At 68.1% G+C, this 12,180-nt stretch carries 14 protein-coding genes; 11 read left to right on the forward strand and 3 right to left on the reverse strand.

Annotation, left to right across the window (positions count from 1 at the left end; all coding sequences use genetic code 11):
• Window positions 1–27: 27 nt before the first annotated feature.
• Both AB0G52_RS24200 and ppdK read left to right on the forward strand, forming a co-directional pair.
• On the forward strand, window positions 28–1,248 hold the full coding sequence (locus tag AB0G52_RS24200; protein ID WP_207921616.1) for an ROK family protein: 1,221 nt from the start codon (window positions 28–30) through the stop codon (window positions 1,246–1,248).
• 408 nt (window positions 1,249–1,656) lie between these two features.
• Window positions 1,657–4,377 carry a pyruvate, phosphate dikinase gene (gene ppdK, locus AB0G52_RS24205; protein WP_361338477.1) on the forward strand — a complete coding sequence of 907 codons (2,721 nt, stop codon included), beginning with the start codon at window positions 1,657–1,659 and terminating at the stop codon, window positions 4,375–4,377.
• Window positions 4,378–4,869: 492 nt separating this feature from the next.
• Here the strand turns inward: ppdK and AB0G52_RS24210 are convergent, their stop codons facing one another.
• Window positions 4,870–5,643: a hypothetical protein gene (locus AB0G52_RS24210; protein WP_361338480.1), complete on the reverse strand. Its 774-nt coding sequence runs from the start codon at window positions 5,641–5,643 to the stop codon at window positions 4,870–4,872.
• A 424-nt stretch (window positions 5,644–6,067) separates the two neighbouring features.
• On the opposite strand from AB0G52_RS24210, the gene AB0G52_RS24215 reads away from it, so the two are divergent.
• Together AB0G52_RS24215 and AB0G52_RS24220 are read left to right on the forward strand one after the other, a co-directional pair.
• Window positions 6,068–6,529 (forward strand): GntR family transcriptional regulator, encoded by a 462-nt coding sequence (locus AB0G52_RS24215; RefSeq protein ID WP_361338483.1) that lies wholly within the window; start codon window positions 6,068–6,070, stop codon window positions 6,527–6,529.
• Window position 6,530: 1 nt separating this feature from the next.
• Entirely contained in the window at window positions 6,531–7,097 is a 567-nt protein-coding gene (locus tag AB0G52_RS24220; protein ID WP_361338486.1) for an HD domain-containing protein, read from the forward strand.
• On the opposite strand, the gene AB0G52_RS24225 is transcribed toward AB0G52_RS24220, so the two are convergent.
• Window positions 7,085–7,558: an NUDIX domain-containing protein gene (locus tag AB0G52_RS24225; RefSeq protein ID WP_361338488.1), complete on the reverse strand. Its 474-nt coding sequence runs from the start codon at window positions 7,556–7,558 to the stop codon at window positions 7,085–7,087. The genes AB0G52_RS24220 and AB0G52_RS24225 overlap by 13 nt on opposite strands.
• Window positions 7,559–7,560: 2 nt before the next feature.
• Entirely contained in the window at window positions 7,561–8,277 is a 717-nt protein-coding gene (locus AB0G52_RS24230; RefSeq protein WP_361338491.1) for an XRE family transcriptional regulator, read from the reverse strand.
• Window positions 8,278–8,763: 486 nt separating this feature from the next.
• Here AB0G52_RS24230 and AB0G52_RS24235 point away from each other — a divergent pair, with 486 nt between their 5' ends.
• The 7 genes from AB0G52_RS24235 (at window position 8,764) to AB0G52_RS24265 (ending at window position 12,102) form a co-directional block, all read left to right on the forward strand.
• Window positions 8,764–8,922, forward strand: coding sequence for a hypothetical protein (locus AB0G52_RS24235; protein WP_361338494.1), 159 nt, complete (start codon window positions 8,764–8,766; stop codon window positions 8,920–8,922).
• A gap of 93 nt (window positions 8,923–9,015) precedes the next feature.
• Entirely contained in the window at window positions 9,016–9,285 is a 270-nt protein-coding gene (locus tag AB0G52_RS24240; RefSeq protein ID WP_361338497.1) for a DUF6284 family protein, read from the forward strand.
• Window positions 9,282–9,731 (forward strand): Pycsar system effector family protein, encoded by a 450-nt coding sequence (locus AB0G52_RS24245; protein WP_361338500.1) that lies wholly within the window; start codon window positions 9,282–9,284, stop codon window positions 9,729–9,731. Before AB0G52_RS24240 ends, AB0G52_RS24245 begins: the two co-directional genes overlap by 4 nt.
• Complete coding sequence (locus AB0G52_RS24250; protein ID WP_361338503.1) at window positions 9,728–10,840, forward strand: conjugal transfer protein; 1,113 nt, start codon at window positions 9,728–9,730, stop codon at window positions 10,838–10,840. The genes AB0G52_RS24245 and AB0G52_RS24250 overlap by 4 nt, the downstream gene beginning before the upstream one ends.
• Entirely contained in the window at window positions 10,837–11,451 is a 615-nt protein-coding gene (locus AB0G52_RS24255; RefSeq protein ID WP_361338506.1) for a GGDEF domain-containing protein, read from the forward strand. The genes AB0G52_RS24250 and AB0G52_RS24255 overlap by 4 nt, the downstream gene beginning before the upstream one ends.
• A complete protein-coding gene (locus AB0G52_RS24260) occupies window positions 11,448–11,783 on the forward strand; it encodes an RRQRL motif-containing zinc-binding protein (protein WP_361338509.1) in 336 nt (111 codons plus the stop codon). Before AB0G52_RS24255 ends, AB0G52_RS24260 begins: the two co-directional genes overlap by 4 nt.
• Before the next feature lies 1 nt (window position 11,784).
• Entirely contained in the window at window positions 11,785–12,102 is a 318-nt protein-coding gene (locus AB0G52_RS24265) for a hypothetical protein (RefSeq protein WP_361338512.1), read from the forward strand.
• Window positions 12,103–12,180: the final 78 nt, after the last annotated feature.

Genomic DNA, 12,180 nt, shown 5'->3' on the forward strand with positions numbered 1-12,180 from the left:
AAGCTTGAGAAACACAAGGGGGTGCGCATGACCGGACGTCCGGGGAGAACCGGCAGGGGCGGCGGGCAGGCGAACGCGGGCGAACTGCTCGAACTGGTGCGCAGCGGGCGGGCCGTGACGCGCGGCGCGCTCCAGCAGGCGACCGGACTCTCCCGCGCGACCGTCGGGCAGCGCCTGGACCGGCTGTTCCGCGCGGGATGGCTGCGCGAGGGCGCCGGCGGCCCGGTCGACTCGCCGCTCGGCGGACGCCCCTCCATCACCCTCGAGTTCGACGACTCGCACGCGGTGGTGCTCGCCGCCGACCTGGAGACCCGTCACGCCCGGGCCGCCGTGCTCTCGCTGAGCGGCGAGATCCTCGCGGAGCACTCCGGCACCCTGGTCATCCAGGAGGGACCGGAGGCGGTGCTCCCCGAACTCGGCCACTGGTTCGCCGAGTTGCTGACGAAGACCGGTCACCGCGCGGACGAGGTCTGCGGGATCGGCCTCGCGGTACCGGGCCCGGTCGACACGGAGACCGGCCGGGTCGTGCAGCCCCCGATCATGCCGGGCTGGGACGGCTACGACATACGGGGACGGCTGGCCAGGGCGTTCACGCAGCACACCGGCGCGCCCGCGGTCCCGGTCGTGGTGGACAACGACGCGAACCTGATGGCCTACGGCGAGCAGCGCACCGGACACCCCGACTGCTCGGCGTTCGTCCTGGTGAAGGTCTCGACCGGCATCGGCGCCGGGGTCGTGGTCGACGGCGCCGTCTTCCGGGGCGTCGACGGCGGCGCCGGGGACATCGGCCACATCCGGGTGGGCACCGAGGCGCAGTGCCGCTGCGGGTCGTACGGCTGCCTCGCCGCCGTCGCCAGCGGTGGCGCGGTGGCCCGGCGGCTGGCGGAGGCGGGGGTGCCGGCGGCCTCGGGCTCGGACGTGCGCGATCTGCTCGCCGCGGGCCATCCGCAGGCGGCGGCGCTGGCGCGGGAGGCCGGGCGTCAGGTGGGGGACGTGCTGGCGACGGTCGTCACCCTGCTCAACCCCGGGGTGCTGATGATCGCCGGCGATCTGGCGGGCACCCCGTTCCTCACCGGGGTGCGGGAGCTGCTGTACCAGCGGGCGCTGCCCCGCTCCACCGCCCACCTGGAGGTCGTCACCTCACGACTGGAGGAGCGGGCGGCACTGGTCGGCGCCGGGCTGATGGTCGTGGCGCAGCTGTACGCCCCGGAGCGGGTGGAGGAACGGCTGCTGGCGCTGGGCGTGTGACCGGTGCGTTTCGGTTCCGTTCCGCTGTCCGCATGGTGAACCGCGGCGGTGTGTGGCAGCGTGATTCTCGCCACCCCTGATGAGGGTTGCGCTCAGATGAGCGGATCATGGGCGACTGCACTTCTCCAAGGGGTGGCACTGGGTGCCACCCCTTGATCGTTCATCGATCGAAATCATACGTGCGGGATGGTCGCTCAGATGAGCGAAATCGTGCGGCGAAGTGCGATGATGCGTTCAAGAAGTGAAAACACAATCGGCCTACGGCTTGCCAAGCCTTGACTTTCAATCCACTGGCGGACGACCGGTTACGGGCGCATGACACGCAAGTAGACGTACCCAGACGCCTTCGATCTGGGTATGTTCCTCGCCGTCAGGGCAGCCACCGCGTCCTCGAGGGAGTCGAGACCCGTGTCGGAAAACAAAGAACCCCACGCAGCGAAGTTCGTCTACGACTTCACCGAGGGAAACAAGGACCTCAAGGACCTCCTCGGTGGCAAGGGCGCGAACCTCGCCGAGATGACGAACCTGGGACTCCCCGTTCCCCCCGGCTTCACCATCACGACGGAGGCCTGCAAGGTCTACCTCGAGAGCGGCACGGAGCCCGCGGCACTGCGTGACGAGGTGAGTGCGCACCTCGACGCCCTCGAAGGCCGCATGGGCAAGAAGCTCGGCCAGGCCGACAACCCCCTGCTGGTCTCGGTCCGCTCCGGCGCCAAGTTCTCCATGCCCGGCATGATGGACACGGTCCTGAACATCGGCCTCTCCGACAAATCGGTCCAGGGCCTGGCCAAGCAGGCCGGCGACGACCGCTTCGCCTGGGACTCCTACCGCCGCCTCATCCAGATGTTCGGCAAGACGGTCCTCGGCGTCGACGGCGAGCTGTTCGAGGAGGCCCTCGACGAGGCCAAGGACGCCAAGAAGGTCACCGTCGACACGGACCTGGAGGCGGCCGACCTCAAGAAGCTGGTCACCCGGTTCAAGAAGATCGTCAAGGCCGAGGCCGGCCGGGACTTCCCGCAGGACCCGCGCGAGCAGATGGACCTCGCCATCAAGGCGGTCTTCGAGTCCTGGAACACCGACCGCGCCAAGCTCTACCGCCGCCAGGAGCGCATCCCCGGCGACCTCGGCACCGCCGTCAACGTCTGCTCGATGGTCTTCGGCAACCTGGGGCCCGACTCCGGCACCGGCGTCGCCTTCACCCGCGACCCCGCCTCGGGACACCAGGGCGTCTACGGCGACTACCTGCAGAACGCCCAGGGCGAGGACGTGGTCGCGGGCATCCGCAACACGGTCCCGCTCGCGGAGCTGGAGCAGATCGACAAGAAGTCGTACGACCAGCTGATGCAGATCATGGAAACGCTGGAGAACCACTACAAGGACCTCTGCGACATCGAGTTCACCATCGAGCGCGGTCAGCTGTGGATGCTCCAGACCCGGGTCGGCAAGCGCACCGCGGGCGCGGCCTTCCGGATCGCCACCCAGTTGGTCGACCAGGGCCTGATCGACGAGACCGAGGCCCTCCAGCGCGTCACCGGCGCCCAGCTCGCCCAGCTGATGTTCCCGCGCTTCGACGAGCAGGCGAAGACCCAGCAGGTCGGCCGGGGCATCGCGGCCTCGCCGGGCGCGGCGGTCGGCAAGGCGGTCTTCGACTCGTACACCGCGGTGAAGTGGTCCCGCTCGGGCGAGAAGGTCATCCTGGTCCGCCGCGAGACCAACCCCGACGACCTCGACGGCATGATCGCGGCGGAGGGCATCCTCACCTCCCGGGGCGGCAAGACCTCCCACGCGGCCGTGGTCGCCCGCGGCATGGGCAAGACCTGTGTGTGCGGCGCGGAGGACCTCGAGGTCGACACCAAGCGCCGCCGGATGACGGTCCCGGGCGGCCAGGTGGTCGAGGAGGGCGACGTCATCTCCATCGACGGCTCCTCCGGCAAGGTCTACCTGGGCGAGGTGCCCGTCGTACCCTCCCCGGTCGTCGAGTACTTCGAGGGCCGGATGCACGCGGGCGCCCAGGACGCCGACGAACTCGTCGAGGCCGTCCACCGCATCATGGCCTTCGCCGACCGCAAGCGCCGGCTGCGGGTGCGCGCCAACGCAGACAACGCCGAGGACGCGCTGCGCGCCCGCCGCTTCGGCGCCCAGGGCATCGGCCTGTGCCGCACCGAGCACATGTTCCTCGGCGACCGCCGTGAGCTGGTGGAACGCCTGATCCTGGCGGACACCCAGGAGGACCGCGAGGAGGCCCTGCGCGCCCTCCTGCCGCTCCAGAAGAAGGACTTCGTCGAGCTCTTCTCGGCGATGGACGGCCTTCCGGTGACGGTCCGCCTCCTCGACCCGCCGCTGCACGAGTTCCTCCCCGACATCACGGAACTCTCGGTCCGCGTGGCCCTCGCGGAGTCCCGCCAGGAACCCCACGAGAACGAACTGCGCCTCCTCCAGGCCGTCCACCGCCTGCACGAGCAGAACCCGATGCTGGGCCTGCGCGGCGTCCGCCTCGGCCTGGTCATCCCCGGCCTGTTCACCATGCAGGTCCGCGCCATCGCCGAGGCCGCCGCCGAACGCAAGAACGCCAAGGGCGACCCCCGTGCGGAGATCATGATCCCGCTGGTCGGCACGGTCCAGGAACTGGAGATCGTCCGCGAGGAGGCCGACCAGGTCATCGCGGAGGTCGAGGCGGCGACCGGCACCAGCCTCAAGCTGTCCATCGGCACCATGATCGAACTGCCGCGGGCGGCCCTGACCGCCGGTCAGATCGCCGAGGCGGCGCAGTTCTTCTCCTTCGGCACCAACGACCTGACGCAGACGGTCTGGGGCTTCAGCCGCGACGACGTGGAGGCCTCCTTCTTCACCGCGTACCTGGAGAAGGGCATCTTCGGGGTGTCCCCCTTCGAGACGATCGACCGGGACGGCGTGGGCTCCCTGGTGGCGGCGGCGGCCAAGGCGGGCCGCGCCACCCGCCCCGACCTCAAGCTGGGCGTCTGCGGCGAGCACGGCGGCGACCCGGAGTCCGTCCACTTCTTCCACGAGGTGGGCCTCGACTACGTCTCCTGCTCCCCGTTCCGCATCCCGGTCGCCCGCCTGGAGGCGGGCCGGGCGGCGACCCAGTCGGAGGGCAGCGACCACCGCTGAGGCCGCCCGGCCTCCCAGGACCCCGGGTCCGCCGTCCGTCCCCGACCCTCAAGACCGATGGACGGCGGCCCCGGCACACAAAAGAGGGGCGGCACCCTGTGCGGGGGTGCCGCCCCTTCGTGCATCAACTGCGGGGACTGTCAAGCCAAGCCGCTGACCAGGCTCAACGGCGTTTGCTGGCGTTGGTTACCGCTGAGCTCGCGTGACCCCGTTGTGCCCTCGTTGTGCCCTGTGAGCGTGCTCGTGGTCCGTCAAACGCTGTGGCGATCGCCGAAGATGAGTAGCCCCCTTTGCAGGTTTGTCCGGGCTCGCCACGGAGCTATTTTGACGCGTTCATCGGCGTTCAGACCCGTACAAGAGCGGCGGTCGCATGGGCAGACTGAACGGCTACGGACGGCGACGTATGGTGACGAACGAGACGCAAACCGAGACGGACCAAGTCCTTGCTTGCCTGTGGATGGCGACAGCCCGTTGGGCGTCCAATAATCCAAGTCAGGTGGACTGAACGTTCGAGGTTGAGGTTGGAGCCTGCTTAGGGACCGTGGGCCTTCTCGGCTTCACGCGCTTGCGCGACTTCTTTGGTTCCTGCTGTACGTTCCGCGTTCCAACCTTGGAGCTAGCTGCGAGGACTTCGTTGATGATCTGCCGTCGCACTTCAACCGCGTCTGGGGGATCGAGCGCTTCGGCGAGTCGCTCTGCTGTCAGATAGTGACTGTTTAGGACTGGCTGGTCGAAATATCGGTTTAGCTGACCGATGGATTCCTTATACAAGGCCAGATAGGTCTTTGTGAGGTATCCAGACAGCATGGTGCTGAACGCCGCAAGTGCGCCGATGAACCATCGCACCTGCTCTAGTGGGACGTAGGCACCGGCGATGGCGGCGCATACAAGGAGGAGCAGCCCAACCCCCATTGCGGTTCGAGAGGACTTGAACGCCTTATCTGCTTGTTCGGTAACAATTTCGTGATATCTATCAATCTGTCCCTGATTGAGTCCCATGAGTGTTGCCAGCTCAGTTTCCTTCTTGAGTTTTTCAAGAATTTCACGCTCGTACTCTTTCTGGGCCTTCAGTGACTCATTGAAGCTGGCATTTTGGTTCTTCATGTATTCCCGGCGTTCCTTGAGCCATGGAATGAAGAATCCGACAAGGGCGCCGATGAGGGTGAGTCCTACCGCTGGGCCCCAGGTCTGTAGAAACTTCCAATCAAATCTCCAGCCAAGCTGGGCAGAGATCGCGCTCCCTGCGATCAGCACCACAATGGTCACGGAATCCGTGCTTGGCCGGCGAGGTTTTATCGAATATGGACGGACCCAGTGTCCGGCGATGTATTGGTTGCTACCAGTGTTAATGGTCTCGGAGGTTCGTACCTTCGTCAAGCCGCCGTCGTCATCGGTAGCGCTAGGTGTGCTGCTCATATAGCCCCCTTGGTGATTCCGAAATTCTAGCCACTAGATCGGCGCTATATGGGCCGATTGGACGGAGCCGACCGCGCGCTGATCGGAGGCGGCGACCAGCTTGCACGGATGTACTGGGGTGGCCGAACGTGCCCCGATCGGCGACTGCTGGGCCCCGGGAGGCCTCCGACTGCGGAGCAGGATGCAGGGACGAGTGACGTCCGGAGGCCCCAACTCGGCGACTGATCAATGCGACACTTACCCCATTGATGGGGTAAGAAGTGGAGGAGAGCGAGTGTCGCAGGCAGCGAGCCCGCGGGGGACCTTCCAGCAGATCGCGGATGCGTTGAAGGCCAAGATCGACGATGACCAGGAGATGGCAGTACTGCCCCCAGTCTCGGAACTCATGGACAGGTACGACGTTTCCCGTGGCGTGGTGCTCCGAGCGTTCCAGGTACTTCGCAGGAACGGTGACGCAGAGCCGGTGCCCGGTGGACGCTGGGGGGTGATCCGGCCGGGGGATGCAGTGGACCGTCGGCCGCTTGAGGTGCGGATCGCGGCCGTCATTACGGATGATCGCCTGACTGTCGGGGCACCGTTCCCTAGTGCGTCTGTTCTTGCCACCAGGTTCGGAGTCTCGCGCCCCACAGTGACCAAGGCTCTCGACAAATTGGAGGCCGCCGGCGTGCTGGCGAGTGCCGGACAAGGCAAGGTGCGGACCGTCCGCGCCGTGCCGAATCGAGAGGAGCGTTCGTAGCTTGTCGGAGCTGACGGAGTGGGCATATCCCCTGGCTGAGTCCCTGCTGGCTGACCCGTTGCCGCGTCGCTGGAAGCATTGCCTCGGAGTGGCCGAGCGGGCCCGCACCATCGCGCTCATCCTCGGAGAAGATGCCGAGTTGCTGGAAGCTGCCGCCGTGCTGCACGACATCGGCTACGCGCCCGACCTCGCCAAGACAGGGTTCCACCCGCTCGACGGCGCCCGCTACCTGCGAGACGTTGCCAACGCCGACGAACAGGTCGTGCGCCTGGTGGCGCATCACTCCTGTGCGTGGATGGAGGCGGAAGCGCGCGGGATGCGCGAGGAGCTGGAGGGAGAGTTCCCACGTGAGAGTGCGCACCTGAACGACGCTCTCTGTTACTGCGACATGAACACCACGCCGGACGGCGCTCCCACGAATCCTGTGGACCGGATCAACGAGATTGCGGGCCGGTACGGTCCAGAAAGCCTGATCGGTACGTTCATCCGCCGGGCCGAACCGGAGATCCTGGCGAGCACCTCGCGTGTGCTCGATCGAGTCGCCGCCGCCAAGCGTCAGCCGATGTAGGGAGTCGGGCGAGTCCGGTCCATCGCGTGCTCGATCCGGAGTCGCATGGTGGGGTGGACGTCCAATTTAGACAGGTCCGATGGGTCGACCCATCGGACCTGCGTCGTTTCATCGCTCGTACGCACCTCACCGCCGACCGGCCGCGCCCGGAAACAGATACTGAACTGCTGCCGCACCTCGCCGTCGTCGTACTTCATCACGTGTCCGGGGTCGGTGTAGATCCCGGACATGTCGATGACTTCCGCCTTGATGCCGGTCTCCTCCCAGACCTCGCGCACCACGGTGTCACTGATCGACTCGCCTACGTCGTGCCCGCCGCCGGGCAGTGCCCAGCGCCCGTTGTCGGACCGCTGGATCATGAGCACTTGGCCCGCATCGTTCTGTACGAACGCCACAACGGACGGCACGACCGAGTTGGCCGGCGGAGCGTCGGGGTCGTGCAGGTAGTCAATGCGTCCCATGGTCAAGCTCCCGTGATGTCTTGTTCCGTGACCTGGCGAGCGCCTCCCCAGGTCTGTTCGATGCTATTCGCATACGTGTCGAACAGGCCGCCACCCGGTAGTCGTCGCAGATGGAAGACCGGAGCCATGTAGGCACCTATGCCGTACACGTGGGGGTTCACGAGCATCTCGTCATCGGACCGGTAGATCGAGTTGTAGAGGGTCGTCGCGTGGAGCCGGAACCCAATCTCCGGATGGCTCTTGAGTAGCGGCCGGTAGTTCACCAGCGCGTTCCGGATCTTGCCGTCCATGATGCGGTGACCTTCATCTATGCCGCGTTGCCGAACAGCTTCACTGTCCGGATCTCCGAGCAGGATGCGCACCTGAGTGGTCCCCTTCACCTTCTCCTTCAAGAGGTCCAGGAACACAGGATCCTCGGACAGGAAGAGCCCGGAGTAGACGAGGACATCGAGGTTGTTCTCAGCTCGTGCGTAGATCTCGCGCCACAGGTTCGGCGGCACCGTGTGCCGGTGGGGGTAGACGGTGACGATCTCGGCTTTCGTCAAGCCTGCCGCGCTCTCGACGGCGCGATCGTCATCCCACAGCGTCGTCACGTCGACCTTGAGCGCCGCCGCCGTCGCGTATTGGTGCCGGCGATACGGCACCTTCCCCTTGGTGATCCAACGTTCGATCGTCTTCGGGTTGACGTCGATCTCTTCGGCGAGCGTCTGAATCGTCATGCCGGCAGCCAACAGAGCAGACCGCAAACGTTCGTTGGACATCTGCACCCCCGGTGGGACGTCTCGGGACCTCTTGAAGGTACCGAGACGTCCTTGAGGTGTCCACGTAGGGGGTGACCAAGTCCCCTTACCTGGGGTGATTCTGATGGTGCGCCAGGAAGTCCCGGCGCGAAGCCAAGAGGTTCCGTCGTTGTACTTGACGGACCCCCATGCGGTACCTGTAAAACAGGTACCGCAACGGCGTCCGGAGGAAAGCCCGAGGGGGTGAGTACGAAGGCAGCGCTCGTTCTTTGACAACTGAATGGGGATCACGCCGCCTCTCCTCGGCCAAGTAGGCGGCCACGCGGGACCCCGCGTGATGTACAGCGCAACTCGACCTATCCGCAGCTCAGCGACTGCGGCCGGTTGCCTCCGCTGCACGTCTCGCACGTGCAGCGCTGAGGGGAGCCGGACCTCCCGACTTCGACGGCAGCAGGAGGAAACAGCATGGGAAAGCTGATCTTCGGGTTCGACGGCGACGACTTCGCGGACGCCCCGGCCGGTGCCGAGACGGTCTCGCTGTCCGACGGGCAGTGCATGGCCACGACGGACGGCAACGTCACGCACATCTACGTCACCGAGCCGGTCGACACCGACCGCGACTGAACCCACTTCCATCCTCAACGGCGTGCGGCCCCGGTGCGGGAACACCGGGGCCGCTGTTCGGGCCGTTCACCCCTGCGAGAGGAACCACGACCCATGAACCCCATCGTTACTGTTCAGGACGCTGTTACCGCGTTCGCCGACTGGATCGAACCGACGGACGCGGAACTGGACGCGATCGAGCAGGAGATGACCGTCATCCTGGCGGACGTCGACCTGTTGGACGCACAGATCGCCACCCTGGACCGCGTCCCGACCGAGCTGGACGCCCGCCGCATCCGGCGGGCCCGCCGCCGCGCGCTCGCCGCCCGGCTGGCCCTGGTCAACCGCACGGCCGGCACGAGCCTGCCCGGCGGTGCCGCATGAGCGCCCCGACTGGACAGACCCTGACCGCCGCGCACGCCGAGGTACGGGCGGAGATCTCGCGGACGGACAACAAGACCGCGCTGCTGCTCGCGTTCGTCGGCGCGGTCCTGGCCGGCGCGTGGACGATCGGCAGTGCCCTTCCGCTCAACGCACCGGCGGTCGTGGTCGGGGTGCTGGGCATGGCGTTGCTGGTCGGTGCGGCGAGCGTGCTGCTGACGTCGGTGCGGCCCAACCTGAACGGCGGTCACGGGTTCCCGCTGTGGGCAACCCTGACCCCCGAGCAGATCACCGAGAGCCTGTCGACGGATCTTGCCGCCGACATCGCCAACCTCTCTCGCCTGGCCGTGGTCAAGTTCACCTGCCTGCGCCGCGCAGTCGACCTCACCCGCGCCGGCGGCGCCCTCCTGGTCGTCGCCGTGGTGCTGGCGCTCGGGGGTGCGGCATGAGCGAGCGTCGTCCCTTGAACAAGGTGCAGGTCGGTGTTCTGTCCGCCGCGTTCGTGCCGATGCTCGCCACGGGTGTGGTCGGCGGGATCGGCACGTACAGCAACATCGGGCGCGCCTACGGCACCGGCACTGCCCTGGGCGCCCTGGGTGCCGGTGAAGGCGCCACGGCCGTACTCGCCCTGGTCCTGCTCGGCCTGACGCTGCTCGGGCAGTCGTCCCCGCGCATCATCCGCGCCGGGTTGTGGGCGCTGCCGGCCGCCGCCGCCTCCATGGGCGCGATGGCCGCGCCGGACCCCGGCCGCACCGTGATCTACGCGCTGACTCCGCTGGGCATGTCTGTGTCGGCGGAGGGCATGGCGTTCCTGGCGCGGCGGATCGTGGTGCACACGGACGGCCGGGACGCTGAGCACGAGCAGCGGACCGCCGACATCGTGCAGGCCCTCGCCTACCACCGCGCTCGCGCCGTCCACCACCCGAGTGATCGGGTCAAGTGGCTCTCGGAGCGCAAGTCGTGGCGTCTGGCCCGCAAGGTCGGCGTCGGAGACGCGGCGCTGGGATCGAGTCTGCTGGACGTGCAGCGTCAGCGAGTCACGGAGGGTGCGGACGCTGCTCTTGCGTCGATGTTCGGCACTGCCGCTGCGATTCCCGCCCCGGTCGTAAATGCGGAGGAATCGACCGTAAGTAGTCGAGAACGGTCTACCTCTGACCAGGCTGTATCGAGCACGCCCACGGTCGTGGTGACGCGGCTGGTGGTGCCCGATCCGGCGCCGGTCGACCTGGGGAAGTCGGGCGCCGGTATGAAGCCGATGCCTGCCGTGGTCCGTGCGGCGCGCCCGGTGCCGATCGCCCCGCCGCCTGCTCGTTCGGTCCCGGCTGAGTCGGCTCCTCGACGTCGGGCGACGGGTCGTGTCCCGGTCGCCGCGAAGTCGACCCGCACCCGCCGCACGCCTGAACAGCTCATGGCGGAGGCGCGGAAGGCGACGGCCGGGTGGGCGGACGCTGAGGTGACCGGCGAGGGTATCCGCCGGGCCCTGCGTACCTCGCCTGCCAACGCCCGCATGCTGCGTGACGCCCTGCTCGCCGAACGCGCCGGGGTGGTGGCGCCGTGAGCAGCCTCGCCGCGCTCTTACCGGCCCTGCCCGCTGCCGGGTGGTTAGTCCATGCCCGGTGGCTGCACTCGCGGTTGGCCACGGCTCGCCGTGACCCGCTCACGGGGTTGTGGACGCGGGACGCGTTCACCCGCCGCGCCCGCCGCCTGCTGCGCGATGAGCGCGCGGTGGTGGTGCTGGCGGACGTCGACCACTTCAAGCAGATCAACGACACCCATGGCCACGCGGCCGGTGACGTGCTGCTCGCCACGGTCGCCGCCCGCCTCGCCCACGGCACTGCCCCCGGTGGTGTCGCGGGGCGCCTGGGTGGTGACGAGTTCGCCGCCGTGGTCATCGACCGCGACGGCACGATGGCCGACCGGCTGCACACCCTCGCCCGCGTGCTGGCCCGGCCGGTCGACACCGCCCCCGACGTCCACACCACGGTCTCGCTGGGGTGGGTGCGGGCCGGTGACCATCCGGGCGAGGACCTGTCCGCGCTGCTGCGCCGTGCCGATGAGGCCATGTACGCGGCCAAGCGCTCCGGCTGGTCCGGGCCCCGGCGGGCGCGCCTCGGGCGGCTGCTCGGGTCGGTGGCTGGCCGCCGTCCCGGACGGCGCGGCGCGGCATGAGCACGCTGCCCGTCTACCGGTGGCGCTTCGCCCCCGACGGACTGGCCACCCGCCGCCAGCTCCGGGCCCGTGGCCTGCGCCCTGGCGGTCAGGACGTCGCCGCGCAGCTCGAACGCCCCCGACGGCGGGGATGCTCGCCGCTGGTCGCCTACCTCTACCGCGTCGACCTGGCCAAACCGGTCAGGCCCATGACCTCGGCGCGGTGGGCGGCGCTCGCCAAAGCGAACGCTGCCCGCCGCACTTGCCCCGCCTGCCGGCGCGACGCCGACTACGTCATCCCCACCGCGCTCGGCACCTGTGTGCCGTGCGCCTACCCGGAAGGGACCGCCTGACATGGGCAAGCCCGACACCAAGCGCGTGGACCGCGCTATCCGCCAGACCGAGAACAAGTTGGAAGCGGTCCGCCGGGGTGAGTGGTGGCCGCTGACCAGCCGCGAACGCCTCGCCATGACCCGCGCCATGGCGAGCGGCGCCCGCAGCATCCACCAGGGCCGCTCCACTGGCCGCGCCGAGGACCGCATGGACTCCGTGGGTTCCGCCGCCGAGGCCCGGCTGACGGCCGAGCTGACGGCCCTGTACGGCGAGCGTCAGCGGATCGTCACGGAGTACGCCCGCGCCAAGGCGCAGAAGAAGTCTTCCGGCTGGTTCTGACCAGCCACAACACCGGGGCCGCCGCCTCTTTCCACGGACACGGCGGCCCCGCGCTCTCCCCTTCATCCCGCCCCGCAC

Origin of the sequence: Streptomyces sp. NPDC021562 (assembly GCF_040640875.1) — a bacterium.
Classification (GTDB): Bacteria; Actinomycetota; Actinomycetes; order Streptomycetales; family Streptomycetaceae; genus Streptomyces.

Excerpts from the sequence above, each read along its gene's own strand:
- AB0G52_RS24225 (WP_361338488.1), bottom strand. The coding sequence starts at position 7,558 with ATGGGACGCATTGACTACCTGCACGACCCCGACGCTCCGCCGGCCAAC.
- AB0G52_RS24245 (WP_361338500.1), top strand. The coding sequence starts at position 9,282 with ATGAGCGCCCCGACTGGACAGACCCTGACCGCCGCGCACGCCGAGGTA.
- AB0G52_RS24235 (WP_361338494.1), top strand. The coding sequence starts at position 8,764 with ATGGGAAAGCTGATCTTCGGGTTCGACGGCGACGACTTCGCGGACGCC.
- AB0G52_RS24265 (WP_361338512.1), top strand. The coding sequence starts at position 11,785 with ATGGGCAAGCCCGACACCAAGCGCGTGGACCGCGCTATCCGCCAGACC.
- AB0G52_RS24250 (WP_361338503.1), top strand. The coding sequence starts at position 9,728 with ATGAGCGAGCGTCGTCCCTTGAACAAGGTGCAGGTCGGTGTTCTGTCC.
- AB0G52_RS24260 (WP_361338509.1), top strand. The coding sequence starts at position 11,448 with ATGAGCACGCTGCCCGTCTACCGGTGGCGCTTCGCCCCCGACGGACTG.
- AB0G52_RS24240 (WP_361338497.1), top strand. The coding sequence starts at position 9,016 with ATGAACCCCATCGTTACTGTTCAGGACGCTGTTACCGCGTTCGCCGAC.
- AB0G52_RS24230 (WP_361338491.1), bottom strand. The coding sequence starts at position 8,277 with ATGACGATTCAGACGCTCGCCGAAGAGATCGACGTCAACCCGAAGACG.
- AB0G52_RS24200 (WP_207921616.1), top strand. The coding sequence starts at position 28 with ATGACCGGACGTCCGGGGAGAACCGGCAGGGGCGGCGGGCAGGCGAAC.